The organism is Nonomuraea endophytica, assembly GCF_014203235.1.
Taxonomy (GTDB): domain Bacteria; phylum Actinomycetota; class Actinomycetes; order Streptosporangiales; family Streptosporangiaceae; genus Nonomuraea; species Nonomuraea endophytica.
In genome coordinates, this window is the sequence record NZ_JACHIN010000031.1 from 1 (window position 1) to 25,875 (window position 25,875).

The 25,875-nt window shown below is 67.6% G+C and carries 28 protein-coding genes and 2 pseudogenes; 17 read left to right on the top strand and 13 right to left on the bottom strand.

Features of this window, described 5'->3' with window-relative positions:
* Positions 1-53: 53 nt before the first annotated feature.
* The 4 genes from HNR40_RS52320 to HNR40_RS52335 all read right to left on the bottom strand — a co-directional run bounded on the left by HNR40_RS52320 (position 54) and on the right by HNR40_RS52335 (position 2,359).
* Positions 54-287, bottom strand: coding sequence for a hypothetical protein (locus tag HNR40_RS52320; protein WP_184976234.1), 234 nt, complete (start codon positions 285-287; stop codon positions 54-56).
* Positions 288-375: 88 nt separating this feature from the next.
* Positions 376-960 carry an isochorismatase family protein gene (locus HNR40_RS52325; RefSeq protein WP_184976236.1) on the bottom strand — a complete coding sequence of 195 codons (585 nt, stop codon included), beginning with the start codon at positions 958-960 and terminating at the stop codon, positions 376-378.
* A gap of 127 nt (positions 961-1,087) precedes the next feature.
* Positions 1,088-1,846 carry an SDR family oxidoreductase gene (locus HNR40_RS52330; protein WP_184976238.1) on the bottom strand — a complete coding sequence of 253 codons (759 nt, stop codon included), beginning with the start codon at positions 1,844-1,846 and terminating at the stop codon, positions 1,088-1,090.
* 15 nt (positions 1,847-1,861) lie between these two features.
* Complete coding sequence (locus HNR40_RS52335) at positions 1,862-2,359, bottom strand: carboxymuconolactone decarboxylase family protein (RefSeq protein WP_184976240.1); 498 nt, start codon at positions 2,357-2,359, stop codon at positions 1,862-1,864.
* Between the two features lie 199 nt (positions 2,360-2,558).
* Here HNR40_RS52335 and HNR40_RS52340 point away from each other — a divergent pair, with 199 nt between their 5' ends.
* Both HNR40_RS52340 and HNR40_RS52345 read left to right on the top strand, forming a co-directional pair.
* Positions 2,559-3,506 (top strand): RNA polymerase sigma-70 factor, encoded by a 948-nt coding sequence (locus tag HNR40_RS52340; protein ID WP_184976242.1) that lies wholly within the window; start codon positions 2,559-2,561, stop codon positions 3,504-3,506.
* 305 nt (positions 3,507-3,811) lie between these two features.
* Positions 3,812-4,114: a tyrosine-type recombinase/integrase gene (locus HNR40_RS52345; RefSeq protein WP_184976244.1), complete on the top strand. Its 303-nt coding sequence runs from the start codon at positions 3,812-3,814 to the stop codon at positions 4,112-4,114.
* Between the two features lie 479 nt (positions 4,115-4,593).
* Here the strand turns inward: HNR40_RS52345 and HNR40_RS52350 are convergent, their stop codons facing one another.
* Together HNR40_RS52350 and HNR40_RS52355 are read right to left on the bottom strand one after the other, a co-directional pair.
* On the bottom strand, positions 4,594-4,848 hold the full coding sequence (locus tag HNR40_RS52350) for a hypothetical protein (protein WP_184976246.1): 255 nt from the start codon (positions 4,846-4,848) through the stop codon (positions 4,594-4,596).
* A gap of 174 nt (positions 4,849-5,022) precedes the next feature.
* Complete coding sequence (locus HNR40_RS52355) at positions 5,023-5,268, bottom strand: hypothetical protein (protein ID WP_184976248.1); 246 nt, start codon at positions 5,266-5,268, stop codon at positions 5,023-5,025.
* Positions 5,269-5,348: 80 nt separating this feature from the next.
* Between HNR40_RS52355 and HNR40_RS52360 the strand changes: the two genes are divergently transcribed.
* From HNR40_RS52360 to HNR40_RS54065, 3 genes are all read left to right on the top strand, one after another.
* Positions 5,349-5,753, top strand: coding sequence for a hypothetical protein (locus HNR40_RS52360; protein ID WP_184976250.1), 405 nt, complete (start codon positions 5,349-5,351; stop codon positions 5,751-5,753).
* A 233-nt stretch (positions 5,754-5,986) separates the two neighbouring features.
* A complete protein-coding gene (locus HNR40_RS54060; RefSeq protein ID WP_221341901.1) occupies positions 5,987-6,214 on the top strand; it encodes a hypothetical protein in 228 nt (75 codons plus the stop codon).
* Entirely contained in the window at positions 6,178-6,876 is a 699-nt protein-coding gene (locus HNR40_RS54065; protein WP_376773622.1) for a helix-turn-helix domain-containing protein, read from the top strand. Before HNR40_RS54060 ends, HNR40_RS54065 begins: the two co-directional genes overlap by 37 nt.
* Before the next feature lie 662 nt (positions 6,877-7,538).
* Here the strand turns inward: HNR40_RS54065 and HNR40_RS52370 are convergent.
* Positions 7,539-8,243 (bottom strand): TetR family transcriptional regulator, encoded by a 705-nt coding sequence (locus tag HNR40_RS52370; RefSeq protein WP_184976252.1) that lies wholly within the window; start codon positions 8,241-8,243, stop codon positions 7,539-7,541.
* A gap of 495 nt (positions 8,244-8,738) precedes the next feature.
* On the opposite strand from HNR40_RS52370, the gene HNR40_RS52375 reads away from it, so the two are divergent.
* The 3 genes from HNR40_RS52375 to HNR40_RS52385 all read left to right on the top strand — a co-directional run bounded on the left by HNR40_RS52375 (position 8,739) and on the right by HNR40_RS52385 (position 11,698).
* Positions 8,739-9,176: a pyridoxamine 5'-phosphate oxidase family protein gene (locus tag HNR40_RS52375; protein WP_184976254.1), complete on the top strand. Its 438-nt coding sequence runs from the start codon at positions 8,739-8,741 to the stop codon at positions 9,174-9,176.
* Between the two features lie 35 nt (positions 9,177-9,211).
* Complete coding sequence (locus HNR40_RS52380) at positions 9,212-10,444, top strand: SGNH/GDSL hydrolase family protein (protein WP_184976256.1); 1,233 nt, start codon at positions 9,212-9,214, stop codon at positions 10,442-10,444.
* 219 nt (positions 10,445-10,663) lie between these two features.
* The gene (locus tag HNR40_RS52385) at positions 10,664-11,698 is read left to right on the top strand and encodes a TerC family protein (RefSeq protein WP_246510888.1); all 1,035 of its coding nucleotides are present in this window, start codon (positions 10,664-10,666) and stop codon (positions 11,696-11,698) included.
* 187 nt (positions 11,699-11,885) lie between these two features.
* On the opposite strand, the gene HNR40_RS52390 is transcribed toward HNR40_RS52385, so the two are convergent.
* Positions 11,886-12,479 carry a TetR/AcrR family transcriptional regulator gene (locus HNR40_RS52390; RefSeq protein WP_221341903.1) on the bottom strand — a complete coding sequence of 198 codons (594 nt, stop codon included), beginning with the start codon at positions 12,477-12,479 and terminating at the stop codon, positions 11,886-11,888.
* A 112-nt stretch (positions 12,480-12,591) separates the two neighbouring features.
* Here HNR40_RS52390 and HNR40_RS52395 point away from each other — a divergent pair, with 112 nt between their 5' ends.
* Positions 12,592-13,194 carry a DUF2867 domain-containing protein gene (locus HNR40_RS52395; protein WP_184976258.1) on the top strand — a complete coding sequence of 201 codons (603 nt, stop codon included), beginning with the start codon at positions 12,592-12,594 and terminating at the stop codon, positions 13,192-13,194.
* A 39-nt stretch (positions 13,195-13,233) separates the two neighbouring features.
* Entirely contained in the window at positions 13,234-13,647 is a 414-nt protein-coding gene (locus tag HNR40_RS52400) for a DUF6463 family protein (RefSeq protein ID WP_184976260.1), read from the top strand.
* 367 nt (positions 13,648-14,014) lie between these two features.
* Here HNR40_RS52400 and HNR40_RS52405 read toward each other — a convergent pair.
* Positions 14,015-14,404 (bottom strand): annotated as a pseudogene (locus HNR40_RS52405) (LuxR C-terminal-related transcriptional regulator); the annotation flags it as partial.
* Between the two features lie 8 nt (positions 14,405-14,412).
* Between HNR40_RS52405 and HNR40_RS52410 the strand changes: the two are divergent.
* Complete coding sequence (locus HNR40_RS52410) at positions 14,413-15,495, top strand: serine hydrolase domain-containing protein (protein WP_184976262.1); 1,083 nt, start codon at positions 14,413-14,415, stop codon at positions 15,493-15,495.
* A 384-nt stretch (positions 15,496-15,879) separates the two neighbouring features.
* Here the strand turns inward: HNR40_RS52410 and HNR40_RS52415 are convergent, their stop codons facing one another.
* Entirely contained in the window at positions 15,880-16,692 is an 813-nt protein-coding gene (locus HNR40_RS52415) for an SDR family NAD(P)-dependent oxidoreductase (protein ID WP_184976264.1), read from the bottom strand.
* A 69-nt stretch (positions 16,693-16,761) separates the two neighbouring features.
* Between HNR40_RS52415 and HNR40_RS52420 the strand changes: the two genes are divergently transcribed.
* The 3 genes from HNR40_RS52420 to HNR40_RS52430 all read left to right on the top strand — a co-directional run bounded on the left by HNR40_RS52420 (position 16,762) and on the right by HNR40_RS52430 (position 19,196).
* Complete coding sequence (locus HNR40_RS52420; RefSeq protein WP_184976266.1) at positions 16,762-17,631, top strand: LysR family transcriptional regulator; 870 nt, start codon at positions 16,762-16,764, stop codon at positions 17,629-17,631.
* A 114-nt stretch (positions 17,632-17,745) separates the two neighbouring features.
* Positions 17,746-18,171, top strand: a complete 426-nt coding sequence (locus HNR40_RS52425) for a TetR/AcrR family transcriptional regulator C-terminal domain-containing protein (RefSeq protein WP_221341905.1) — start codon at positions 17,746-17,748, stop codon at positions 18,169-18,171.
* Positions 18,172-18,935: 764 nt separating this feature from the next.
* Positions 18,936-19,196, top strand: a complete 261-nt coding sequence (locus HNR40_RS52430; protein ID WP_246510893.1) for a helix-turn-helix domain-containing protein — start codon at positions 18,936-18,938, stop codon at positions 19,194-19,196.
* A gap of 123 nt (positions 19,197-19,319) precedes the next feature.
* Here HNR40_RS52430 and HNR40_RS52435 read toward each other — a convergent pair whose 3' ends face one another.
* Both HNR40_RS52435 and HNR40_RS52440 read right to left on the bottom strand, forming a co-directional pair.
* Positions 19,320-19,655 (bottom strand): MerR family transcriptional regulator, encoded by a 336-nt coding sequence (locus HNR40_RS52435; RefSeq protein ID WP_184976272.1) that lies wholly within the window; start codon positions 19,653-19,655, stop codon positions 19,320-19,322.
* A gap of 78 nt (positions 19,656-19,733) precedes the next feature.
* Positions 19,734-20,168 carry an Hsp20/alpha crystallin family protein gene (locus HNR40_RS52440; RefSeq protein ID WP_184976274.1) on the bottom strand — a complete coding sequence of 145 codons (435 nt, stop codon included), beginning with the start codon at positions 20,166-20,168 and terminating at the stop codon, positions 19,734-19,736.
* Positions 20,169-20,575: 407 nt separating this feature from the next.
* Here HNR40_RS52440 and HNR40_RS56990 point away from each other — a divergent pair.
* Positions 20,576-20,984: pseudogene (locus HNR40_RS56990) on the top strand (AAA family ATPase); the annotation flags it as partial.
* Between the two features lie 311 nt (positions 20,985-21,295).
* Here the strand turns inward: HNR40_RS56990 and HNR40_RS52450 are convergent.
* Entirely contained in the window at positions 21,296-21,454 is a 159-nt protein-coding gene (locus tag HNR40_RS52450; protein WP_184976276.1) for a hypothetical protein, read from the bottom strand.
* A 600-nt stretch (positions 21,455-22,054) separates the two neighbouring features.
* Between HNR40_RS52450 and HNR40_RS52455 the strand changes: the two genes are divergently transcribed.
* Complete coding sequence (locus tag HNR40_RS52455; RefSeq protein WP_184976278.1) at positions 22,055-24,562, top strand: NACHT domain-containing protein; 2,508 nt, start codon at positions 22,055-22,057, stop codon at positions 24,560-24,562.
* 180 nt (positions 24,563-24,742) lie between these two features.
* Positions 24,743-25,177: a VOC family protein gene (locus tag HNR40_RS52460; protein WP_184976280.1), complete on the top strand. Its 435-nt coding sequence runs from the start codon at positions 24,743-24,745 to the stop codon at positions 25,175-25,177.
* Positions 25,178-25,875: the final 698 nt, after the last annotated feature.

Genomic DNA, 25,875 nt, shown 5'->3' on the forward strand with positions numbered 1-25,875 from the left:
GCGGGCGTACGAGATCTTCCAGAAGAAGCAGGACGGCGCCATCAAGATCCTCCTCAACCCCTAAGGCAGGAACCATGCTGCGACAGGCAGCCGCGTGTGCTCGGGCGGTCGAATCCGATCAGCTGCCCGGCCTGCATCTTGGCCAGTTCGTCGGCGTTCATCTGCCCGTATCCCGGGAACGACGTCATGGCGCTGCTGAACCGGGCCGGGTCCGCGAGCACTCGGCGAACGTCCTCGTAGTGGCAGATCACGTACGCGGGCCCGCCGAACGGCGTCTTCACCTGCACGACACCCTCGCTGTCGCGAGCATGTGCAGCGGCAATTCCGGGGCTTGCGTCATCATCTGTCCTTTCGTTCGGTGATCGTGTCGGACCGTCAGGCGCGAGTCTTGGCCAGCAGGTCGATGACCTCGGCGGTGGTGGCGCTCTGGCCGAGGAGTGGGAAGATCCGTTCGATGCTGTGGCGATGCGCCTCGGCGTCCCGATCGGCTAGGGCGTCCGTCACCAGCGTGACGTTGTAGCCGTGTTCGTAGGCGGCGCGGGCGGTGGACTCCACGCCGATGCTGGTGGCGATCCCGGCCAGCACGACCTGTGTGACGCCGCGGCGGCGTAGCTGCAGGTCGAGGTCGGTGCCGTAGAAGGCGCTCCAGGTGCGCTTGGTCACGGTGATGTCGCCGGGGTGGCCGGTCAGGTCATCGACGATGGCGTCCCAGCCCGCGGGCAGGAGGGCGGGTGGGCGCGGGATCTCGGTGCGTCCTGGCGCGGCGTCTGATCCGTCCTCGTTGGCCGTGAGCCGGACCAGGACAACCGGAGCGTCGTGGTGGTGAAAGGCGTCAGCCAGTTCGACCGCACGGGCCACCACCTCTGAGCCGGTGTAGGGGGTGGTGGGGAGGCCGACGACGAGGTTCTGCAGGTCGATGAGGACGAGTGCGGTCGTTGTGTCGATCGCGGTGACGGGCATGCGTGAGCCCCTTTCTGAGGATGTCGTTCGACGAGGCAGCCATGGAGTTTCCGAGGGTGAGGCTCAGAGGAGCCCTTGCTCTCGGGGCCCCGGGTGGTGGACTTCCGAGCGCAAGGGCAAGGTCGGCTCAGGGCTGGGTGTCGAGCCACTCCTGGAAGGTGGGGCCGGCGAGCTTGGCGTGCGGGCTGGGAAGGAACCCGCCGTTGGCGGCGATCTCGGCATCGGGCATGCCGGAGCCGTCGACCCCGACGACCTTGATGCCTCGGCGGGCGCCGAGGAGCTGGGCCGCCTCGGCCATGATCTCCTTTCGCGGGCCGGCGATCTCGGGGATCGGTGTTCCTGGGGCGGGCGCGCCGGGGTCGGTGGCCAGGTCGACCAGTTCTTCGGCCACGGTGCGGCAGGCCACGAGCTGGGTGGGCAGGGCCGGGAGGTAGGCGACGTCGCCCTGCTGCCAGTCCAGGAGCTGGCCGACGAACTCATGGAACTGCGCGGCCCGCAGGATGCGGACGGGGAGCGGGCCGGACAGGAGGAGTTCCTCGTGCACCTTCTTGGCGGCGAGGAAACCGGCGGTGGCCTTGTCGGCGCCGATGATGGACGCCATCGCGATCCGGGCGGCCCCCGCCTTCTGGCCGTACTCGTGCAGATTGCGGGCCGACGTGCGGAAGAACTCCGTCGCGGCGTCCTGGTCGGAGGAGTGCCAGGAGGCGACGTCGATGATGACCTCGGCCCCGGTGAGGGCCTCACCGAGGCCCTCACCGGTGATGACGTCCACGCCGGTGGCGCGAGACATCGGCACGACGTGGTGTCCCCGCTCGGTCAGGACGTCGACGACGTGGCGGCCCAGCCGCCCGGTCGCTCCCGCCACCGCGAACGTGGTGCTGCTCATGCTGTTGTGCCTTTCTTACGCGCTGTAGTTCTGGCCGGGGGGCATGCCGGGGATCGGCTTGGCGATGAGAGCGGCGGGGGTGAAGAAGCCGATGTGGGCGATCGCCATGATGAGCGTCCAGAGCGCCTTGTCGTCGTAGTGCGCCGACGCCCTGGCGTACAGCTCGTCGGGGACGCGCTCCCCGGACGGGTTCGGGGTGAGGACCGCCTCCACCAGCTCCAGCGCGACCCGTTCGGCGTCGGTGAAGTAGGTGGCGTCCCGCCAAGTGGCTACGGCGGTGATGCGCTCCTCTGACTCCCCGATCCTGCGGAGGCTGCCGGTTTCCCGGATGGTGAAGTACGTGCTGCCGAGGAGCTGCCCGGCGCGCAGCTGCAGCAGATGGATGGTGGTCTGCGAAATCGCGCCGTTCTGGAGGGCCTTGTGCAGACCTTCGCCGACTTGCGCCATCTCGGGGAGGAAGGGGAGGGGATTGGGCATGCGCGACCGCTGGCCGGTCGTCGTGGGTGTGGACATGGGAAGACTTCTCTCAACTCGTCGTCGTGCCGTACGGATCGTTCGCGCGGCGTCCTGACGACCACGAGACGTCGGCGCCCCGATCCCTGTAACAGCGCGGCCATGTGACATAGGCCACCTACCGTGGGTGTTACAAAGCGGCGGGGATCCACGTCTTGTGCGTGTGGCAGTGCTGAGAACGAACCGGCAGGAGCGGGGCATGACCGAGTGGAGCGAACAAAGTGCGGACCCAGCCGAGCCGCTCGATCGTGCCGACCACGTTGACTCCGTGGACTCCGCCACCCAGGCGTTCGTCGCCCACCGCAACCTGCTGTTCACCGTCGCCTACGAGATGCTCGGCTCGGCCGCTGACGCCGAAGACGTCCTGCAGGAGACCTGGCTGCGATGGGTGGGCGTCGATCTCGGCACCGTGCGGAAGGACCGCGCCTACCTGGTGCGGATCGTCACCCGGCAGGCGCTGGACCGGCTACGTGTGCTCGGCCGGCGCAAAGAGGCCTACGTCGGGCCATGGCTGCCCGAGCCGCTGCTGACCGCGCCGGATGTGGCCGAGGACGTCGAGCTCGCTGAGAGTGTCTCGATGGCGATGCTGCTGGTGCTGGAGACGCTGCAGCCGATCGAGCGGGCGGTGTTCGTGCTGCGCGAGGTGTTTGATCTGGACTACGACGAGATCGCCGAAGCCGTCGACAAGAGCCCGAACGCGGTACGCCAGATCGCCTACCGGGCGCGGGCACATGTCGCCGCCCGCCGACCCCGCGGCATCGCCTCCCCGGCCGAGACCCGAGCCGCGCTCCAAGCGTTCCAGCGAGCGGTCGAAACCGGCGAGCTACAGAGCCTGCTCGACGTCCTCGCGCCGGACGTCGTCGCCCTGAGCGACGGCGGCGGAGTCAGGCACGCGCTGCTGCGCCCCGTCGTGGGGATCGACAACGTCGCTCGCCTGCTGGCCATCGGCTGGTGGAAACGCGACGCGAAACGCTCGGCCGAGCTGGTTCAGATCAATGGCGGCCCCGGGCTGCTCGTACGAGTCGACGGGGAGATCGACGGAGTGGTGGCGGTGCGTGTGGAGAACGGCCTCGTCACCGGCGCCTACCACGTGCGTAATCCCGAGAAGTTGTCGCGTGTGGAGCGGGAGACCGCCGTGACCCGCTGAGCTTTGCCAGACCGGCAGCGCGGGAACATCGCGAAGTCGGCAAGACCGAGGAGCAACAACGACAACGTAAGCGTGGCGCGATACGCCTCCGTGCCAGCGAACCTCACGACATGATTGGCCAACCCCCACTGGCCTGTGCTCCTCCTATACCGTCGCGGTCCAGGTCGTTGCCCCGTTATCAACCTTGGCGGACTGCAAGGCTGACATCACGGCCGAGATCCGCAGAACGGCGCTGGCCGAATTGGTGGTGATCGGCCAGGCCAGGACGTCGTGACGCCGCCGCCAGCACAGAGGCGGCCGCGCTGTTGCTGTCGGCCGCCTCCATCGCCGCCCGCCGCCCCGATGGGCGGCTGTCGCCGCGCTCGATCAACACCATCGTCGGCGAGATCGGCCGCCTGCACGACGCTCAGATGCCCGACCCCGAGCGCAAGCTCGGCACCCTGCGCCCGCACGACGCCCGTCGTACCTTCGCCTACCAGCTCTCCCAAGCCTCTGGCCACAACCGGGCTGAACTGGAGCGCCGCCTCGGCCACGCCAACGACCGCTACCTGGGCCTGTACACCAACCCACCCGACAACATCGCAGCCACCTACGTCGAAAACCTCTGACCGGCAGAGGAAACGGGATCCAACAGCCACTCACTGACTTACTTGGTCTGTCCGCCTTGAGGTGCTACGTCCGCCACGTTGCCTCCCGCGACCCTGAACGCCCCCAACGCCAACGAACATGGACCGCGTCTCCGCAGGTCAGCGTTATCTGTTGGAAATTTCCCCGGGACTAAGGACACCCCCCACCACCGTCCTCATCAAGGTCGCGCTCGGCGCGCTGCTGACCATCTCGGCGCTGGCAACCGTCGCGATCTTGTGGCCGGAAGGACGCCGTTCGGCCGTGCACGACCTCGGATTCGTCCAAGCCGGGCGCGCCGGCATCAGGCTCGCCCTCGCTCTCATCGACCAGGTTGGACCAGATCCCAGCCCACCCGGGCCCTCCAGCGCGTCCTCAAAGGCGCACCACTGGCCGCGCGAGGCGCAGGTCACGTTCCCCGGAACGCGTCTCTCACGGACGTCGCACGCCCTGTGGGCCTTGCCTAACTTGGGGTGCCTTCTGGCTCCTGCCGCTCTGCCGCGGGGGTTGGGGAGGATGAGTCATCGGCGTAAGGTGGTGGCTGTTCGGGGTCGGTGTCCAGGTCGCCGTTCTCTGCGCGGGTCATTAGAGCGATCGCCTGTTCCCGGTCGTAGGTGCCGGACAGCCAGGACAACACCCATCGGCCACCCGGTTCAGCCTTGGCGACCTGCTTGCAGCTGTCGCTGATGATCCACTCCCCATCGAACCGCAACGTCATGGCCCCAGGCTAGACACCGCTGAACGAAACGCGAGGCGACGAAAGCCGCCCACCGGACCCCGCCTGGCGCCATGAGGGACGTTCATCTAACGACCGCATGCCGAACGCGGCAGACAACCTCCGCAGGGAAGCCGATTCAGCCTGCATGTCCGTGTCTCGCGTTCATCTGGCCGTTCATTTTCCGCTCGTGTTCATCAACATCCGACAGCACGTTTGGTGAACGGAGGTGTGATCATCGTGGCGCTCATCGGCCTGGTCCGGGTCAGCACCGATAAGCAGAACGCCCAGCGCCAGTACGACGCCCTCGATGCGATCTGCCTGAGGGTGTCCGAGGAGGAGGTCAACGGCAAGCTCGCCACCGGTGACCCGGCCCGCGCTGCCGCAGTCGCTGTCGCGTATCCGCGTCGGCGACGTGCTCATAGAACCTCATGCGAGCTCTTCGTGGGTGATCCTGTGCTCTCCTGGAGTTCTACGCCTCTCGCCTGTGTGAAGGAGCGCGCGTGCAGACGATGTCCCCCGCCGTGGAACGGCTCGTCCGGCTCATGCTGCTGCTGCCCTCTGACCCTCACGAGCCGCTATGGAGGAGCGTCACCGACGACTGCGGAGACCTTCCCACCGTCATGTCGATCCCCGGCTGGGTCCGCGACAGCGCCAAGATGTGGCCCGATGGCGCCCCCCGCACTCTGGCTGAAATGGTCCTCACCGTGTTCGGCAATCCGAGCGACATCACTCTCCGTCTGCTGTCGCAGGCAGTCGGAGCCACGACCCCCCGCACCAAAGCTCGCGCCGAGACCGGAGCCGGCACCGCGTGGGCCACTCGCGTCCGTGAGGCCGCCATAGACGTGCTGGCCGAGGCTCCCTCACGGGAAGAAGTGCTGGAGCGAGCAGAATCCGAGTGGGGTTAGGGCACCTGGGCGCGAATACAGCCTGGCCTATCTGGTCCTGGTCGGTCACAGGGCAGGGCACTTCTGCCTGGATTCGTTCATTGTGAAGAGGTGACCACCTCTCCTTCCGCGGGCGGCCCCGAACGGTGTGGGTGCCGAAAATTCATTCATGCAGGTCGCAGGCTCGATGGGCGATCACGCGCTTCCAATCGAGGGGTCGCGTGAGCTGTATCGAAACGGCATGATGATCTCTCGTGCTGCTGCGCTTGACCTACCTCGCCGTGACGAACACCCTCTCGTTCATAACACTGCTGCCGATGACCGATCATGACAAGGAGATCGAGATCCTGGTGCTGCGGCACCAGTTGACGGTGCTGCAGCGGCAGGTGAGCAGGCCCGCGTTCACCCCGGAGGATCGGTTTCTGCTCTCAGGCCTGCTCCACATGTGCCAAGAGACAGGCTCCGGCATCTCGCCTTGCTGATCCGTCCTGCCACCATCCTGCGCTGGCACCGTGACCTGCTCAAACGCCGTCACGCTACGGTCAGCGCACCCCGGCGGCCAGGACGTCCGCGCACCCTCCGATCCATCCGCGCCCTGGTGCTGCGGCTGGCCCGGGAGAACCCCTCCTGGGGCTACCGGCGCATCCACGGCGAACTGGCCGCGCTCGGCATCAAGGTCGCCGCCTCCACCGTGTGGGAAATCCTGCAAGAACACGGCATCGCTCCGTCACCCGAACGCACCCACACCACCTGGGCGACCTTTCTACGCGATCAAGCAGGCGCGCTGCTGGCGAGCGACTTCTTCGAAGTGCGCACCCTGACCGGGGCGAGACTCTATGTCTTCGCCGTCATCGAGCACGCCACCCGGCGCATCCACATCCTCGGCGCCACCGCCCACCCCACCGGCCAATGGGTCACCCAACTCGGCCGCAACCTCCTCATGGACCTACACGAGGCGGGAATCACAGCCATGTTCCTCATCCGCGACCGGGACGCGAAATTCACCACGACCTTCGACGCAGTGCTGGCCGACGCCGGAATCCAAGTCGTCGCCACAGGTATCCGCATCCCGCGCATGAACTCCATCATGGAGCGCTGGATCCAGACCTGCCGCCGTGAAATGCTGGACCGCACCCTGATCTGAACCAGCATCACCTCCTTCACACACTGCGAGAATTCGAGACGTTCTACAACGAACATCGACCTCACCGGCCCCTTAGACAGGCAGCGCCGCTCCGACCTCTGCCCGAACCGAGCACCATCCCAGCCGAGATCAGCCGCCTGGATATCCGCCGACATGATCGACTCGGCGGCATCCTCAGGGAATACGCACATGCGGCTTGACCTGCGCGGATGAATAATCGGCACCCGCAGCGCTACCCGCGTCCTGTGCCATGATCGTCGAGATCGGAACACTCGCCTCGGCGATCCTTCTCCTCGCCGGGGTTTGAGCTTGCCCTTCATCACTGCGCGCCAGGATGAGAAGGGCCCCGTTTGGGCTCATCCGGCGCAATAGAGGGCAAGATCAAGTTCCCGAGGAGGAGGAAGGGTGCGTGTCCGCGGTGGGAGCGTTGCGCACCGACGCGCATCCTGTTCGGCGCGCACAGCACCATGCAGGACTCCGCGTACGCGGCCCGCCGCCTGTCCAAGGTCCTGCCCTCGGCCGAGGTGGAGCTGGCGCCAGGCACTGGACACTCGATCGCGCTGTTCCGGGATCCTCCGCCACGCGGGCCCGCGTCGCCCTGCGAGGTCCGACCGCGCAGGCACAACCAGGCCCCGCTTCTTAAAAACTAATTCTCAAAATAGTTAGATTTCGAGACGGCGATAGACGGTGGCACGGGAGACGCCGAAGCGGGCTGCTATCTCCTCGACGGCGAGACCATCGGCGTAAAGGGAACGCGCCTGCGTCAGCTGCTCTTCGGTGAGCGCGGCAGGGCGCCCGCCGTTCCGTCCCCGGGCGCGGCCGCGCGGCCTGGGCGGGCCCGGTTCGCCAAGGAGCGCCCGAGCCCCGTCGAGGATCAGACCTCGCAGCCGTTCGGCGGGTTCGTCGCGGAACAGCACCACGGGGTCGGCCAGCCCGGCGACCACCTGGGAGGCGCGCACCCGCTGCGCCAGGTCGCCCCCAGGACCGGCCACCAGCTCGTTGGCCAGGGCGATCGCGGCGCGGAAGCGGTCGGCCACCGGAGCCTGCACCAGCAGCGTCATGTCCTTGACCAGCATGGTGAGTGTGCTGCGGTGACGCAGGTGGACGTCGACGTAGCCCTCGATCGCCCGCCACCGCACCTCGTCCGCGCCGCCGCCCCCGGACTCGGCCTCGGCCAGCACCCGCTCCAGCTCATCCAGCAGCGGCAGCGTGACGCGGCGAAGGATCTCGTCCTTGGAGTCGAAGTGGTAGTAGAGGGCGGCCTTGGTGATACCGACACGGTCGGCGATTGCCTGCATGGAGGTGGCGCGGTAGCCGCGGGCGGCGAACAGATCGCTCGCAGCGTCCAAGATCCGCTGAGATGTCATGAAGCTCACTTACCCATGGTCAGTTGGTTCGCTATATTGCTAACCAGCAGTCAGTCTAGTGCGCTGGAGATGATCCGTATGCGGACCAAGGTGTCCTTCACCGCTGCCGACGTCCGGATCCGGGCGGTCGGCGTGCGTGGTGCTCTGCCACGGCTTCAGCGGGACGATGGACCGGCTCGTCGACGTCATCCGCGCAGGCCGTACCCGGAGAACTCGCCGTGACCGCGACCCGGAAGCCGACCAGCACATCCAGACGCTCACAGAAGCTGTGGCAGAACAGCGTCGCTGCTGCGGATGATGCGCTACCGGCCCGCGGAAACCGCGGCACGCTTGGCCTGGTCTGCGTCGCCGCCGAAGATCAGGAGACGCCGCTGGAGACCAGCCGACCGCCCGCCTAAAGGCGAACGGCGCGCCTACCCGGGCACCCATTTCACCTTTTACACCGACCCGGCGTTAGGCCGACCAGATCGATTGGCTGATGGAGAAAGGAAACACATGAGTGAGCAATCAGGTCCGGCCCCACGCAGCCTGACCACGCGGGAACTGGAACAACTCCTGGAAGACCAGCAGTTCGGCGTGCTCGCCACCGTCAAGCGCAACGGCCACCCGGCCATGTCGACGGTGTTGTACCGATGGAGTGCCGCCGAACAGGTCATCCGGATCTCCACCACCGCCGACCGCCTCAAGGCCCGCCAGATCCGCAACGACCCGCGCGTCGCCCTGCACGTACGCGGAGACAACGTGTGGTCGTTCGCCGTCGCGGAGGGCGAGGCCCAGGTGACCGACCAGCCGGAGGAGTTGCTGAGGTTCGCCGGCCAGGTGGATGACGCAGCGGCCTTCCTGGAACAACAAGCACGCGAGCAGCGGGTGATCATCAAAATACCCGTCTCCCGCCTGTACGGCACCGCCCTGGACATCACCCCGGCACCATGACACATCACCTCACAAGGACGTCGCACGTGTTTCGCATGCCGTTGATCGCCCTGCTGGGGGCATGGCCGCTCATCGCCCTGCCTGCCCCGGCCACCGCCACCACGCACAACTGGACAAGGGGGTGGGCGGCCGCCGTACAACATCCCAGCCAGAGCGAGTGGATCTCCAACTGGGCCTACGCGGGGTTCAGGAACCACTCCGTGCGCCAGGTCGTCCGCGTCGGTGCGGGAGGCTCCAGCCTGCGGCTGCGACTGTCCAACGTGTACGGCACAGCCCCCCTCCGGCTGACCGGCGCGAGCATCGGCAAGTCGGCAGGCGGCGCGACGGTGCGGCCGACAACGATGCGGACGGTCACGTTCGGCAGATCCGCGTCCGTGACCATCCCCACGGGCGGGCACGCGACGGCCGACCCGGTAGACCTCCGGGTAAGGGCCGGCGAGCACATGACGGTGACCCTCTATCTCAAGGACTCCACCGGCCCGGCGACCAACCACAACCTCGCGATCGCCACCTCCTACCGGGCCACGGGCGACCACCTGCGCAACCCCGGTGCGGCCCCGTTCACCGAGCGGAGCACCTCCTGGTATTACCTCGCCGGACTGGACGTCTCCACCCGCCGCCCGGCGAAGAGCGAGACGATCGTGGCCTTCGGTGATTCGATCACCGACGGCCAGGCCGCGACCACGGACGCCGACCGCCGCTACCCCGACGTACTCGCCCAGCGGCTGAAGCGCGCAGGCCGCTCGGAAGTGGTGCTGAACAGCGGCATCGGCGGCAACCGGGTACTCAACGACTCGGCGTGCCTCGGCGAGAGCTTCCTCAACCGGTTCCGGCGCGACGCTCTCGACCATCCCAGAGTACGAACCGTGATCACCATGGGTGGCATCAACGACATCATGCACGGCGACACCACACCATCGACCTGCACGACGCCGAACCCGAAAGCGACCGGCGAAGCCCTGATCAACGGCTATCGACAGCTGATCCGCACCGCCCACGCCGAGGGCGTGAAAGTCATCGGCGGGACCATCCCGCCCTTCAAGGACTCCCCGCTCTTCACCGACCGCGGCGAGTCGGTACGCGACGCTGTCAACCAGTGGATACGCAGCGGCGGCGAGTTCGACGGCATCGTGGACTTCGACCGCGCACTGGCCGACCCGGCCGACACCGACCGCATCCGCCCCGCCTACGACAGCGGAGACCGACTCCACCCGAACGACGCCGGGTACCGGGCCATGGCCGAGGCGGTCAACCTCGCCGCCCTCTGATCCCGCGGCATCGGGCGCCGTTGGACATCTTCAGCGACAGAGATATATCGGACTACTGCATTCAGTATGTAAGATCACGAACGAAGTGGAGGGGAGTACTCCTTCGCGGCCGCGTCGTCATCACGGACCCGCCACCGGGGCCCGGCGCGGTCGGTCCGCGACATCGCGGGCGGAGAAGACCTCCGACGGACGTGCCAACGCCAAGTCGGAGGAGCTTTCATGCCCCCACCCTTGCCCGTGCCCGCCTGGCTGTGGGCCGCCACCATCGCCACCCTGCTCGGACTGATCCTGCTCGATCTGATCATCGTCAACAGGAGACCACACAAGGTCACGATCGCCGAGTCCGCGCGGTGGATCGCCTTCTACATCGGCTGTGCCGTCGCCTTCGGCGCGGCCGTGTGGATCTTCGGCGGTGACGATCACGCGGCTTCCTACATCACCGGCTACATCACCGAGTACACGCTGAGCGTGGACAACCTGTTCATCTTCATGCTCATCATGGCGAACTTCGCCGTGCCCGCCATTCACCAGCACCGCGTGCTGCTCATCGGGATCATGATGGCGCTGGTCATGCGCGGTGTCTTCATCGCCGTAGGCGCGCAGGCCGTACAGCAATTCAGCTGGGTGTTCTGGCTCTTCGGCGGCATTCTCATCTACACCGCGTGGAAGTTCGCCTTCGACAGCAAGGACGAGGAGGAGTACGACCCCAACGGCGGCGTCGTCCGGCTGGTGCGCAGGCTGTTCCCGGTCACCGACGACTACCACGGCTCACGGCTGACCATCAAGCAGGACGGCCGCCGCCTGCTGACCCCGATGTTCATCGTCATCATCGCCATCGGCGGCGCGGATCTGGTCTTCGCGGTCGACTCGATCCCCGCGATCTTCGGCATCACCCAGGACGCCTACCTGGTCTTCGCGGCCAACGCGTTCGCGCTGATGGGGCTCAGGCAGCTGTACTTCCTGCTCGGCGGCCTCGTGGAGAAACTCGTCTATCTCACGTACGGCCTGGCCGTCATCCTCGCCTTCATCGGCGTGAAACTCGTCCTGCACGCCCTGCACGAGAACGAACTGCCGTTCATCAACGGCGGCGAACACGTCACCTGGGTCCCCGAAATCAACAACTGGATATCGCTGGCCGTCATCGTCACCGTGCTCGCCGTCACAACAGTGGCCAGCCTGGCCAAGTCCAGGCGCGACACCCGCCGGACAACCGAGCCGCCCGTGGCCGAACACGCCGACCAGCCGCGCGACTGACCGAGAAGCTGGCTCGCCGGTCGGCGGCGAGCCAGCCTCGGACATGGCCGGGCATCGTTAGCGTCTGTGGGCGGGGCGCTGACTCCGGCACAGGCTTGTCATCGGTTGCTGGTCACTTCCCGGCACACGCTGCCGCTGGCTGGCAGGCGATCGGAGTGATCGTGACCGAGGTGCTGGGGTGATCTCCTCAGCGCGGCTCGGCGGCTCCGTCGGGGTCGCTGTGGTGCTGGTCGGCCAGGGCGGTGATTCCTGCTGCGGCAGCGGCGGCGAGGTCGGTGACCATCGCGTCGTCGACGGGCAGGTTGGTGATGTACAGGGCGGCCGCGAGGGAGCCGGCCAGCAGCAGGTGGGCGATCGCGAGGTTGACGGGCCCGGCCAGCTCGCCGCGGGCCACGGCCCGTTCGATGATGCGGGCAAAGGCGGCGTGTTCGGCGGCCAGGTAGGTGTCCTGGAACCGAGTCACCAGTTCGGCATTGACGGCAAGTTCGCTAATCAGGGCCGGTACCAGATATCGGGCCTCCGGAGCGGCCATGAGGACATAAAACGTGCGGGCCAGCGCCAGCAGGTCCCCGTGCAGAGAGCCGGTGTCGGCCACCGGAGGCAGCTGCTGCCCGTGCACGTTGGCGACGAACGCCATCTCGGCCTTGGAGGCGTAGCGGCGGTAGATCGTCGCCTTGCCCACCCCGGCGCGCGCCGCAACCTGGTCGACGGTCAGGTCTAGGTAGCCGACCTCCTCGATCAGGTCACGGGTGGTCTGCAGGATCTTGTGATCCACGCTCACGTCTCGGGGGCGTCCACCCCGTTGCCTTCTCGCTGCCATACGTGCATGATACCGATACGCGAGTATCGAAATTGCTGTTTCGGAACTGACGTTCAGTAATGGAGTTGCCGCCATGTCCAGGAGACTTCCCGGCACCGAGCACACCGACCGCCCGTGGCGGATCCACCAGATCACGCCCGACTTTCTGGTGGAGGACGTGTGGGCGTTCCGCACGCCCGGCGCCGGGCCGGACGACTTCCCCGCCATGCTCGCCGCGCTGCGGGCCGCCGGCGGGCCCAAGGAGGCACCGCCGCTGGTCCGGTGCCTGTTCGCGGTGCGCTCGAAGCTGGCTGCCCTGTTCGGCTGGGATGCTCCCCCGCAGAGCGCAGACGGGCGGGTGCGATCACTGCGCGAGCGCCTGCCGCCCGACCTACGCCAGGCTCCGCTCTGCCAAGACGTCGACGGCATCCCGTTCACCACCCTCTACCAGCTCGGCGACGAGTCAGCACAGGAACTGGCGATCAAAACCCTGCACACCGTCTGCCACCTCGGGTGGGTCCCCGCAGACAACGGCGACTACGAGCTGCGGATGGCGGCCCTGGTCAAACCCAACGGCCTGTTCGGACGGCTGTACATGGCCGGAATCAAGCCGTTCCGGTACCTGGTCGTCTACCCGACGATGACCCGGCAATGGGAACGCGCGTGGCGGGACCACGCTCGCGCACACAACCTCTGACCGAGTCACGCGCCTCCGCCAAGAGAACGGAGAGTCCCAATGATCAAGTGGGCTGGTTGGCTCATGGCGCTAATCGGGGCCGCGCACACATTCCTCGCCCTGACGGTGGAGGAAGCCGCGCGCCACGCCGACGCGTGGTTCAGCGGGGAGCTCTGGGGGGAGGACCTCTCCGCGATGAGCCCGGCCAACAGCGGGTACTGGTTGAGTCTGGCCAGCTTCGGCATCCCCCTCATGGTGGTCGGCCTGATGGTGCTGTGGCTGGACCGCCGCGGCATTGTGCCACCGCCGTTCATCGCGTGGACGCTGGGGATCTGGACCGCGGTCTGCGCCGTGATCCTGGGACCCTCGCCCTGGCCGATCGTCCTGCTCGCCAACGTCCTGCTACTGGTCGGAGCCCGTCGCGCCGCCCGCCAGGACAACCCTGCGCCCCAGGCCGGGCCTCAAGGAGCGTAGCTACATGCTGATCAAGGACCAGGGACGCATGGGGCCAGCTGCTCGGCGTCCATCATGGCCCGCCACTCCGCGCGCTCGTCGGCCTGGTGGGGTGGGGCTGGTTGTCGACCAGGCGGCAGCTCACTGGCCCGGTCCAGGACGCGGGCGGCGATGGCGAGCAGCCCTCGGTAGGGTTGCGGGTGTCAGGGGTCGATCTCGCGTAGGACGGCGTCGGGCTGGGTGCGATCTTGGTGGTTGCGCCGGGGGCGGTGCCCATCGGAGATCAGGCCGGTGACGGCGGCGTCCTTGGTGGCGGGGCGGCGGCCGCGGGCCGGGCGGTTGTCGCAGAGGCACCCTTGGGGGTCATCAAGATCATGGCCAAGTACAGCTAGCGCTTGAGGTAGGCGAGGACGGCCAGGACGCGGCGGTTGTGGTCGGCCGACGCGGTGATCCGGAGCTTGCCGAAGATGCTCGCGGTGTGCTTGGCCACCGCGCTCTCACTGACGTGCAGGCGTGCGGCGATGGCCGTGTTCGACCGTCCCTCGGCCATCAGTTCCAGCACCTCGCGCTCGCGGGGCGTCAAAGAGGCGATCATGCCGCGGGCGTCGCTGCGTGAGAGCAGCTTGGTGATGACCTTCGGGTCCATGACCGTGCCGCCGGCCGCGACCCTGCGGACCGCGTCGACGAACTGATCGGTGTTGGTGACCCTGTCCTTGAGCAGGTAACCGATGGCGCCGTCGCCGTCGGCCAGGAGCTCGTGGGCGTAGAGCTGGTCGACGTCCCGGAGTGCAGCAGGCGCTCGATCGGGCCGTGACCAAAACCGGCCTTCCCGGCATCCTCGCGTCGGTCCGCGACGGCGATGATCAGTGGTTCGGTACGGCGGGCGTGGCCGATACCCGAACCGGTCGCAAGCGCCTGCCCCAAGAGCGCTTCCGCATCGGCAGTATCACCAAGACCTTTACCGCCACCGTCGTGCTGCAACTGGAGGCCGAAGGCAAGCTCAGCCTGGACGACACGGTGGAAGAGTGGCTGCCCGGCCTGGTCCGCGGCAACGGCAACGACGGCCGACAGATCACCATCAAGCAGCTGCTCAACATGACCAGCGGCCTGTTCAACCACCTCAACGACAAGAAGATGCTGGCCCGTCTGGCCGGCCCCGGCTTCCTCAAACACCGCTACGACCGCTACCAGCCGCAGCAGTTGGTGAAGATCGGCACCGCCAACGCGCCCGACTTCAAGCCGGGCCAGGGCTGGACCTACACCAACACAGGCTTCGTCCTCGCCGCGATGATCGTCGAGAAGGCGACCGGCAGGACCTACGCCGAACAGGTCGCACAACGGATCATCCGCCCACTCCGCCTGACCGGCACCCACGTACCCGGAGGCAACGAGGTGCGGATCCGCGGTCCCCACGCGCGGCACTACTCCACGCTGTACTCCCAGGAGCCGAAGCCCACGACCTACGACGTGACCGACCTGAACCCCTCCGCCGGCTGGGCGGCAGGCAACATGGTCTCCACCGCCGCCGACCTCGACCGGTTCTTCACCGCGCTGCTCAAGGGCCGGCTCCTGCCGAAGGCCCAGCAGCGCCAGATGTTCGCCACCAACCCGGTTCCCGAGGGAAAGTGGATACCCAACACCACCTACGGCCTCGGCATGTCGTCGGTGAAACTGTCATGCGGCACGACGGTCTGGGGAATGGGCGGTGCGCTCGTAGGTTCGTGGTCATACGCGTACGGCACCCGCGACGCCACACGCATGCTCGTCCAGAACGTCAACGGCGACTGGAACAACCCCATCGCCGCATTCACCGACGTCCTCGAAGCCGAATTCTGCGCCACCGGATCCCCCTCCTCACCGCAGGAGTAACTCTGCGCGGACGTCCCTTCCCCGGGTAAGCAACAGTTCTTGAGTTGAGGACGCTGGATCAGCCGGGACAATGCCGCGAGCCAGAGCCGGTCGGCACGACCCCATCGCGGCACCTGGTTCTCGTGACGGAGCACCGGCAGCTCAGCCTCTCTCTGGACGCATCAGAGCGGACCAGCACCGCCACAAGCCGCATAAGCACCGAACCACCCGGTAGATCAGCGACAACAGCACCCCGCGATGGGGACAGCCGCCGATCTGATCGCGCAGCAGAATGCCAGCTCAGAGCCCGAAGCCATGTTTTCGAGCGGGACACCATTTCTGCGACAGAACCCGGAGAATCTGGTCGGCGTGAAGGGCACCGGCAGCGTGCTCGTGTCCGGGGACTCACCAGGGGATGACGTCGTCCAGCGAGTCCGGGCCGCGGAAAACGCCGGTGGGCCCATTGGCGGGGATCGTCGCGAGCAGGGTCGCGACAACGGCACCGTCGGCAGTGGTGCGGTCCCCGCGAGGGAAGGTCGCGGCGGCGTTCTGGTCGGTGGGCACCAGGCCCGGGCTGACGGCGTTGACCTTGATGCCCGCGGCGCGGAGCGAATTGGCATAGATCAGCGTCAGGGCGTTGAGGGCTGCTTTGGACGAACTGTAGGCGAGGAACGCCCGGGCCGAGAGCGGGCTCGTCGGGTCGCTCATGAGCGTGAGCGACCCGAGACCGCTGGACATGTTGACGATCCGCGGATTGGGAGAACGGCGGAGCAGCGGAACACAGGCTGATGTGACCGTGACGACGCCGAAGACGTTGACCTCGTAGGTCTCGCGGAGGTGCGCGGCCGTGATGTCGGTGCTCTGGAGACCCCACTCGACCATGACGCCGGCGTTGTTGATGAGCACGTCCAGCCGTCCCGTCTCGGCCTCGATCCGGTCGACGGCGGCCTCGACGGACCCTGGATCGGTCACATCGAGCTGCACGAACCGGATATCCAGGCCACCGGTCCCGCTGGGATCGGCGGCTGGCTCGCCTGTCTGCCTTCCGCCGCAGACCGCGGCCTGCTCCGTTTGGAGTTCCTGGACGGCCGAGTGGCCGAGCCCTGGATTGCGGGCGCCGAGGAACACGGTCAAGCCCTGCTGGGCGAGGCTATAGACGATCTGTCGGCCGATGCCTTTGTTGCCGCCGGTGACAAGGGCGACTTCATTCGCGTTCATGCCCCCACCCCAGCGGCCGGAGCGCCGAAAGGCGAAGACCGATTGGGTGCCGCCCCATACCCTGCTGGTATGCCCGAGCCGGAAATCCGCGAACTGCGCTACTTCTGTGCCGCTGCCGAGGAGCTGAACATCACGCGTGCCGCTGAGCGGCTCGGTATCGCTCAGCCGCCTTTGTCCAGGGCGATACGCCAACTGGAGCGCAGGCTCGGTGTCGCCCTCTTCGATCGCACCCGGCACCGGCTGGCGCTGACCCAGGCTGGTGAGACCCTGGCCAAGGAAGCGGCCGTCGTCCTCGGAACCCTCGATGCCGCGGTGCGCAGGACACAGCGTGCGGGCCGTCCCCGCCGCGGCCTCCTGGTCACCGCCAAGCCGGGGGTGGCCACGGAGTTGCTGCACCGGATCTGCGAACGGTCCGGTGCGGAGCCGGACGCGCCGGAGCTCCGGGTCGTGGTGAGCGGATTCGGCGAACAAGCCGACATGGTTCGCGACGGGCGCGCGGACGTGGCGATCGCGGGGTGCTTCAACGGCCACGGCCTTGACACCGAACTGCTGCGGACCGAACCGCGCATCGCGGCCCTGGCCTCCGGACATGAGCTCGCAACGCGCGAGGTCCTCAGCACCGCCGACCTGATCACCGAGCCGGCGCCCCAATGGAGTGACTCAACCGTCGTCGACCACGACTACTGGCTGGGAAACCCGGATCGGCCGGCTGGCGGCCCTGTCGTGCGGGACACCGCCCAGTTGCTGGAGGTGATCGCCCTGGGCCAGGCCGTCGCGCTGGTGCCGGCTTCGCTGGCCGCCAGGAACGTGCGCCCCGACGTGACCTACCGCCCGGTGCGCGACGCGGCGCCGTACCGGACCCTGGCCCTCTGGCCGGCCGACAGCCGGTCACCCTCGATCGCGTGGTTCGTCAAGACGGCCCTGGAAGGCGCCCGCTGACACAGCCCTCCCCCGCAGCCCAGCTCTCAGGCGCACCGACCGCACTCGTACTGGGCCGACAGCTCGCGGTGGGTTACGCGGGGCTGTGGCGGTGACAGTCAGCGCGGGATGGGCGTGAGCGGCTATCAGGAGTGGGCCCATCAGCTGTGGGAGGCCTGGGACCGCCACCCGTGGCTGCCCGGCGCCACCATCGGCGAGCGGATCATGGGTCCGAAAGAGATCGGCTGGACCGAGGTCGCGGTCGCCGCCCTGGCCGAGACCGGGCTGAACGGAAGCGAGCAGATGGACGCGGTCCTCCTGCTCAGCGGCCACGTCCCCAACACCCGATCCGTCACCTCGGCCGGCACCCAGCCCTGGACCAGGCAGCGGCAGCTCAGCCCCGCCCTCAGTGTCATGCTCGACCAGGCCGGCGACCGCTTTCCCGCGCTGAGCGCCGCCATCGCATCCGCCGGGCCCTCAACCCCCTGCGGAAGCTGTGAGTTCGGCCTCCAACGCCGCCTCGACGGCCTGGAAGTCCTCATCACCCAACGCACACGCTGACCGAACAAACCCTCCCCGCGCGGGCCACCCGCGGAAGGCCGGAAAGCGTGCCCCGCCCAGCCCAGCTCTTCTCACCCGCCGCGAGGTCCAATCGCTGGCGCATCAGGCGGGCGGCGTTCCTGCTGGTCACGACGGCAGCGGAAGGCTGCCACGCCTGACATCAAAAATCTATGCTCGCCGCAGTAGACATTCGCTGCCACTGACGCTAACGTTTCTCCTATCGCAAGGACGGATCGACCGGGCAGCAGAGTACCGGCACCACGATGAACTGCCCGGAGAGCACAACGAAGGACAGGTTGACGGCAGAAGGTCGGACGGGACGGGCCAGCGCAGTGGTTAGGGGCCCTGACCGTGGACGCGCTGCCACAGGTGAAGTTGGACAGTAGGTCGCGAAAATAGAGATGAAGGGAGCGTTGAACGCCATCGGGATCGCCCGTTGCCGGCTGAGTCTCGCCGCTCGGGTACCGCAGTTCCACAGAAGGAAGGTGGTCTACGGTCACACACCGCGATCCCCGCATCGCCGCCGGACAGTTCGGCGGACGCGGAAACAAGTGACCGGCCAGAAGGCCGGGAGATGGTGTTGAACTCTTCGGGGCCCCGGCGCGAGATGCGCCGGGGCCCCCTGTGCGCGTCTGGGAAAGGAATGTATGGATCAACGTCGCTCAGTTGCCGACGGCGACACGCTCGCTCACGGCAAGACCGCCGACCCGGCCGGATCCACGGCCGAAGACCGGTTCGAGAATGAGGATTACCCCGCCTACAGCATGGGCGCGGCCGCTGACATGCTCGGTGTCACGCCCGCATTCCTGCGGGCTCTGGGCGCTGCCCACCTGATCGAACCGCTGCGCTCCAGCGGCGGGCACCGCCGCTACTCCCGCTACCAGCTGCGCCTGGCCGCGCGCGCCCGGGAACTCGTCGACCAGGGCACTCCCGTGGAAGCCGCCTGCCGCATCATCATCTTGGAAGACCAGCTCGCCGAGGCGCTACGCATCAACCAGGAACGCGAACACCCGGCCGGACCCTGACCTCGCAGCGCAAGAAGACAAGAGGAAGTCGCCCGGGCCTATGACCGCCACGGTGAGCACGTCCATCGCGTCGACGCCAGGGGCTGATCATCCGGTTGGGCATCCCGCTTGTGCTGGGGGTGACTACCCACGCTGCTTTGACGGTGACCGTGTGGGCTCGGCCTGTTGGGCTTGCTCGGCGGCGGCCAGTTGGCGGCGCAGGTGCCGGACCTCCTCTTCCAGTTGCAGGATGCGGCGGATGGCGATGAGGGTCATACCCTCATCGGTCATCCGGGTGACGTGCTGGACGGTCGTGATGTCGTTGCGGGAGTAGCGCCGCTGGCCGCCGGCGGATCGGCTGGGGGTGACCACGTCGTGCTGGTCCAGGCGGCGCAGGTAGGCCTGCTGGAGTTGGAGCATGTCGGCGACCTGGCCCAGGGAGTAGAGCGGGGCGTGTTCGTCGTCGAAGGGCAGAGTCATCCGGTGGCCTTCCTAGAAGGGCGGGGCGGGCCGCGGGGACCGCGCGGTGTTCGTGCCGTGGCCCGCCCCTGCCGCGGATCAGGCCTTGATCGCCTTGCCGTCAGTGCGGGTGATCTCGACCTTGCGGGGCTTGGCCCGCTCGAGGACGGGGATGCGGACGGCGAGCACGCCGTTGTGGTAGCCGGCGTCGATCTTGTCGCTGTCGAGATGCTCGGACAGGTAGACGCGCCGGGTGAAGGTGCCCATCGGCCGCTCGCGGACGAACAGCCGCTCGTTGTCGGCGACCTCCTCCTCGCGGCGGGCGCTGACCGACAGGACGCCGCGGTCGACGGTGACCTCGATGGAGTCGGGGTCGATGCCGGGCAGGTCGAAGCGGAGCACGACATCGTCGTCGCGGCGCAGCCCGTCCATCGCCATGGCCGTGCCGTTGGTGTCGCCGAAGGTCTGGCGGGTCAGCCGGTTGAATTGGCGTTCGAACTCCTGGAAGAACGGATCGATCGAGGTCAAAAGCATCAGAGGCCTCCTTCGCGAGACGGTAACCTGCACTTCCAATTGCAGGTTAGTTGCGATGGCGAGTCTATGCAACCGGAAGGCTCGAACCTATCGTCGATGTTGCGGCAGCGGCAGGTTCCCGACAATCCCCGCGCCAGGGACCGGCGAGTCCAGGGCGGGAGGGACCAGGGGAGCCTGGCGTTCGCTGCCGGGACAGGGTCGCATGCGCTGGGCCGCGTGACCCTGTTTCGCTGTCCAGACCGGGGCGGCCGGAAGGGGTGGCTGCCGGGACGGGCAGGAGCGCCGGGAACGGAAAGGACTGGCGTTCCGGGAGCGCTGCCCTCCTCAATCCGCCCGGCGACGCCATCAGTGTTATCACGGGGGCTGCGCGCAGATGGCGCAGGCGGACACCCAGGTGCGGCGGGGCCCGCCTCGACATGAGCGAGTACCAGGAGCGGCACACGGTCAGCCGCCTGGTCGGCGCCCCTCCCGGCTACACCGGGTACGAGGAGGGCGGCCGGCTCACGGAGGCGGTGCGGCGCCAGCCGTACTCGGTGATCGTCTTTGACGAGGTGGAGAAGGCGCACGCGGACGTGCAACACGTTCCTGCAGGTTCCGGACGACGGACGGGCAGGGCCGCAACACCGTGATCATCATGACCTCGAACATCGGCTCCCAGTACCTGCTCGACGGGTCACCTCCGACGGCGAGATCAAGCCCGAAGCCCACGACCGGGTCATGAACGAGCTGCGCTCGCACTTCCGGGCCGAGTTCCTCAACAGGGTGCTGTTCAAGCCGCTGACCGAGGCCCAGATCGAGCGCATCGTGGACTTGATGTTCAACACCGAGGACTCCGTGCCGGGCACTGGACAGTGCGCCGGTATTGCTCGGCGATCCGCCTTGGGTCACGGATTCGGCACAGGCGGGCTGGATCCCGTCATCGTCAAGAGGTGACGACCTCCCCTCCCCCAGGCCGCTCCTCACCGAGCTCTTCCCCGCCGTACCCGGCGCGTCAGCGTCCGGCCCCACGGCCGAGGGAGAGCGTTCGGTGGTCATCGACGGTGACAACCCGGGCACCGTCATCACCGACGATGTCCACTTGCACCCGGTTGCCTCTCCGGTGAAGGCGCTGGCGGGGTTGCCGGACTTCACCGGGCCGTGGCGAGATCCTGGCCCGGCTGCGAGACCGGGGGGACGGCGGTGGCGGGCATGGCCGCGGTGGGCAAGACCGCCCAGGCGTTGGTGGCCGCCCACCACGCCCGGCGCAAAGGCTGGTTCGCCGGTGGGGTGTTTTCCTGGATCTGCACGGCTGCACCCCCCGGCGCGCGAGCCGGTCGCAGCGGGGCAGTTGCTGCGCGCGATGGGCCTGCGCGGTGAGGAACTCCCGGCGACCGGGAAGGAGTTGCTGGCGGTGTATCGGTCGGTGCTGGCCGGGCTTGGCGACGAGGGTCGGGGGGCTGGTGGTGGCCGAGAACGCCGTCCGGGTGCCGCGGCATCAACCGGCTCAAGCGCCACCGCGCGATCGCAACTCGCTTCGACAAGCTCGCCGATCGCTGCGGAGCGACCATCCACATCGCAACCATCAACGACTGGCTCATTTGCCTTTGACACAGGCCCTAGCTCCGGCCCGATGGTCGGCCGCAACGCCCAAAGCAGTATCACGGACTGTGATGCCTTCCACTGACATCTCGTAACGCCCAACAGTTATCGAGTACGCGGACATAGCGTTGAGCGACAGGAGAGTGTCAGCGAGTCGCGATACCCATGTCAGTAGCAGACAGGTGGACGAAGAGGCTCCATGTACAACGGCATTGAGAGCATCACCCGCGCCGCCAGAATGTGACTGGCCGGAAATCAGGGTCTGTGCAGATGCTGCAAATGAGCCGTCCCGCAGCGACGATGTACGCGTGAGCAAGCGCACGCGGAGATTCGGTCGGCGCTCCACAGTCGCCGTGATCGCCTTCTTCGTCGTTGGCGTGCTCGTGCTGTTGGTGTGGCGTTCCTATTCGCCGGAGGAGGCAGTCAACCTCGCGGACTTCGCCGCGGTGGCGTTGGCCGGGGCCACCGCGGTGGCTGCGGTCCTGGCCTGGGCACTGCGCTGGGGTGGTGCGCCCGCTTCCTTACCCGCCGAGGTCGGCAAGGCTGCCGATGTGCTGGCCGGGCTGGTGGAGCGTCAATGGCGCGAGGAGGCCAGAAACCGTCTTCTCGATGACCCGGCGCCCATCTCCGTACGCTGGAAGCTGGCCAGTGACCCGACAGTAATGAGCAGTCCTCGTCTGATTGGCGGCGAACAGGAGTCTGACCTTGATGTGAGCAGTGACGACATCGCCCGCTTGGGGGCTGCCTTCCGATCTCTCGCCCGCCGCCGGATCGTCATAGCGGGCGGCGCGGGAATGGGGAAGACCACGCTCGCCGTCCAGTTGCTGCTGCATCTTCTCGCCACCCGCCCGACGGACGAAGCATCTGCCGGGCCGGGGCAGATCGTGCCGGTGCCGGTGCTGTTCCCGGTCTCCGGCTGGGACGTTGAAGCCCATCCCCGGCTCCAGAGCTGGCTTGCCGCCCGGCTGCATCTGGACTATCCGGCGCTTCGCGCGCCGGAACTCGGTACGAGCGCCGCTGAGCTTGTCCACGGTGGGCACATCCTGCCTGTCTTGGATGGCCTTGATGAGGTGTCGGCGCCGATGCGAGTCCGGATCATCGAGGCACTCAACAGCTCGCTCGGTGAGGGCGACGGGATGATCCTCACCAGCCGCCGCATCGAGTTCACAGCCGCGGTCCGTGATGCGGGGCGCCCGCTCACCGGTGCCGCGGTCATCGTCGCCAGGCCGCTGTCGCGAGCTGCCGCCGCCGATTACTTGGCGGCCTGCCTGCCCGATCATCCACCGCCAGCCTGGACCGAGGTGCTTGCCGCGCTGCGTGCGGGCTCCGTGCCCGCCCTGGCTGAGTTGTCTGGAACGCCCATGTGGTTGTGGTTGGTCCGTACGGTGTTCATGGCTCCCGGCGCGGACCCCCGGCCGCTGGCCGGCCTTCTGGGGCAGGACGCCACGGCGTTGCGCGCCCATCTGCTCGACCGGCTCATCCCGGCGCTCATCAAGACGCGCCCGCCAGACGACGCCGGCTCCGACCAGTTTCGGCCCCGCCGCCGGTGGGATCCTGATCGCACTCGCGATCACCTGTCCTATCTCGCCGGCGTGCTGCATGGCCGCAGTACCTACGACCTGGCTTGGTGGCGGTTGTCCTCTGATACGACGCCTGATGACGAGCGACGCCGTGTGGCCGGTCGCATCAAGCTCGTCGCCGGCTTCGCGGTCGGCCTCCCGGTGGGGCTGGCGTTCGGGCTGCCGGTCGGCCTGGCGGTGGGACTGGTGGCCGGACTGGCGCTCGCCTGGTGGCTCTCGGCCAGGTTCGCTCCAGGGCGTCGCCGCAAGCTCATCGCCGCGATCGTGGCAGGGATCACTTTTCTCCTCCCAGTCAGCCTTCCGATCGGGCTTGCGCTCAGTCTGGAAGCCGGCTTTCCGGTGGGGCTCATGGGGGAATTGTCCATCGGACTCACGGTGGGGCTCGTCGGCGCGCTGGCGATCAGGTTCGCCTCGGCGGCCTGGGTCAAAGTCGCCGCGGCGATCGCCACCTGGCTCACGTTGTCGTTCGGCGCAATCTTCGCAGGTGATGCTGGGGGCGCCGTGATAGCCGGGCTCGTGGGCGGGCTCGTGACCTTGGCCGCCCCGCACGTTCAGCGGTGGTTCGACCAGCCACCCGGGTACGCCGACCTCCGGCTTTCCGGTCGGATGACCGCCCTCGCCCGACGTCTGCGCATGGCGCTCGCGTTCATCGTCCTGTTCCCCTTCATGATCGCACTCATGCTCAAGATCGCTTACGTACTCACCGACGGGCGCCTGCTCACGGCCCAGGACGGGATCGTAAGCGCGGCAACGGTCTCGTTCGCGGCGCTGCTGTGGGCAGGTGCGGGGACCGGCCTGCTCGCCAAGGCGACGATCGAGTGGCTGGAACAACCAGCGTCCCGTGCCAAGGCCACCTCCCCGCTGGCGATGTGGAAGTCCGACCGCAGTCTCACCCTGCTGCGGACAACAGCCGCAATGCTCCTGGGCGGACTGGCGTTCGGGCTCCTGGAGGCCGCTGTGGGAGGGGTCAAGGAGGGCGTCACGGACGGGCTTGCGCCCGGGCTCGCAGTGGGGCTGGTGCTCGGACTCAGGCAGGGCAAGCACCATGCCTGGCTGATCTGCAAGATCACCAATTGGCGGCTGGCCTGGACGGGGCACCTTCCTCGTGACCTGATGGCGTTCCTGGACGACGCCCACCGTCTTGGCCTGTTGCGCACCGCGGGGCCGGTGTATCAGTTCCGCCACGCCGTGCTGCACGACTACCTCGCTGCCTCTGCGGTGAATTCGTCGCGGTAGGTGATCCGCGCTGCTGACCATGTAGCCGCCGGTGATCTGGACCTCTTGCTCATATCGGTTTCTCGATGCCCGTCGTCATCTGTCAAGACGAGCGCGGTGAAGGGGGTCACTCTGAGGAAAGAACGCTGGATGGTAGGCGTGCCCACGTCGCCGATCTGCGTTTGCTGACATCATTGAGCCGTGTTCGTGACCGGCTTACGCCACCTCAAGATCTGGGTCACCGACCTGACCCGCAGCCGAGCCTTCTATGAGCAGGTCTTCGGCCTGGAGCATGCGATGAGCTTCGAAGACAGCGACGGCGTGGTTCGCGGCATGTCGTTCCGCATCCCGGGCGTGGACTTCGAGCTGGCCATCCGCGAGAACCCGGAACTGGCGAAGGCCCTGTACGACGCCGATCCGTTCGCGCTGGCCACCACCCGCGAGGGACTGCAGCAGTGGGTCGAGCACCTCGACCGGCTGGGCATCTGGCACCCGCCGATCGTCCGGGCCTCACGCGGCTGGGCCTGCGGCTTCCGTGATCCGGACGGGATCCAGATCAGGTTGTATGCCTACGACGAACAGGTGGCGCAGACCGCCGGAGAACAGGTGCGCTCCGGAGACCTCCCTCAGGCCTGACCGAGAGACCAGCCCTCTCACGTGTACGAGGCACCCGCTGGGCGAGGGACCAGAACGAAGGCGTCGCACCCGGCTACTCGGCCGGCTTGGCTGACGATCGCCATTTGCCTCACTGGCGGGCACCTGACTCGTTACGTTTCGGTTCGAGCGCTTGTGACGCCACCCTCGCCGCGGGACTTCGATCGTGCCGGAATCTGACCGAACGTGTGGGTGAATACCGCCGGAGCCAGCGGTGTCACCGGGTTCGCGCCCAAGACGATCACCTCGTGGCTGGCCCGCGATAAGCCCGTCAAGGCGCCGTTTCCGCAGCCGCGCCGGATCTTGTACCGGCTGTACCGGCCGCTGTCGACGCGGGAGCGCTGGTTGCGCGACTACACCGGTGAGCAGCCGCGCGACCCGGGGGCCCTAGCGCTTCGTGACGGATCCTGCCCTTGCCGACCGGTCAGAGGGCACGCGGGGTGTTGCACCAACGGAAGGTGCCGCCCCCGCCGCCGAGGACCCCGGCGAGCTCGCCGAGTTCGTCGGCCGGGCCAAGCGCTCCTACCAGCAGTCCTGGCAGGGAGCGGGCCGAGCTGGGCTTCCGCGTGCACCGCCTGGCCGAGGCGCACAGCACGTCCTGGCCGCCTTCAGCATTCCCCGCCTGGGACCGGGACGAGCCCGTACCCGCCCGACCATGCGGTGGCCGACCATCCCGATTC

What these genes read in the sequence shown, in the direction of transcription:
- HNR40_RS52325 (WP_184976236.1), bottom strand. Translation starts at nt 960, where the DNA reads ATGCCCGTCACCGCGATCGACACAACGACCGCACTCGTCCTCATCGAC.
- HNR40_RS52330 (WP_184976238.1), bottom strand. Translation starts at nt 1,846, where the DNA reads ATGAGCAGCACCACGTTCGCGGTGGCGGGAGCGACCGGGCGGCTGGGC.
- HNR40_RS52335 (WP_184976240.1), bottom strand. Translation starts at nt 2,359, where the DNA reads ATGTCCACACCCACGACGACCGGCCAGCGGTCGCGCATGCCCAATCCC.
- HNR40_RS52340 (WP_184976242.1), top strand. Translation starts at nt 2,559, where the DNA reads ATGACCGAGTGGAGCGAACAAAGTGCGGACCCAGCCGAGCCGCTCGAT.
- HNR40_RS52350 (WP_184976246.1), bottom strand. Translation starts at nt 4,848, where the DNA reads ATGACGTTGCGGTTCGATGGGGAGTGGATCATCAGCGACAGCTGCAAG.
- HNR40_RS52355 (WP_184976248.1), bottom strand. Translation starts at nt 5,268, where the DNA reads ATGAGCACGTCGCCGACGCGGATACGCGACAGCGACTGCGGCAGCGCG.
- HNR40_RS52370 (WP_184976252.1), bottom strand. Translation starts at nt 8,243, where the DNA reads ATGACATCTCAGCGGATCTTGGACGCTGCGAGCGATCTGTTCGCCGCC.
- HNR40_RS52375 (WP_184976254.1), top strand. Translation starts at nt 8,739, where the DNA reads ATGAGTGAGCAATCAGGTCCGGCCCCACGCAGCCTGACCACGCGGGAA.
- HNR40_RS52380 (WP_184976256.1), top strand. Translation starts at nt 9,212, where the DNA reads ATGCCGTTGATCGCCCTGCTGGGGGCATGGCCGCTCATCGCCCTGCCT.
- HNR40_RS52385 (WP_246510888.1), top strand. Translation starts at nt 10,664, where the DNA reads ATGCCCCCACCCTTGCCCGTGCCCGCCTGGCTGTGGGCCGCCACCATC.
- HNR40_RS52395 (WP_184976258.1), top strand. Translation starts at nt 12,592, where the DNA reads ATGTCCAGGAGACTTCCCGGCACCGAGCACACCGACCGCCCGTGGCGG.
- HNR40_RS52400 (WP_184976260.1), top strand. Translation starts at nt 13,234, where the DNA reads ATGATCAAGTGGGCTGGTTGGCTCATGGCGCTAATCGGGGCCGCGCAC.
- HNR40_RS52415 (WP_184976264.1), bottom strand. Translation starts at nt 16,692, where the DNA reads ATGAACGCGAATGAAGTCGCCCTTGTCACCGGCGGCAACAAAGGCATC.
- HNR40_RS52420 (WP_184976266.1), top strand. Translation starts at nt 16,762, where the DNA reads ATGCCCGAGCCGGAAATCCGCGAACTGCGCTACTTCTGTGCCGCTGCC.
- HNR40_RS52430 (WP_246510893.1), top strand. Translation starts at nt 18,936, where the DNA reads ATGGGCGCGGCCGCTGACATGCTCGGTGTCACGCCCGCATTCCTGCGG.
- HNR40_RS52435 (WP_184976272.1), bottom strand. Translation starts at nt 19,655, where the DNA reads ATGACTCTGCCCTTCGACGACGAACACGCCCCGCTCTACTCCCTGGGC.
- HNR40_RS52440 (WP_184976274.1), bottom strand. Translation starts at nt 20,168, where the DNA reads ATGCTTTTGACCTCGATCGATCCGTTCTTCCAGGAGTTCGAACGCCAA.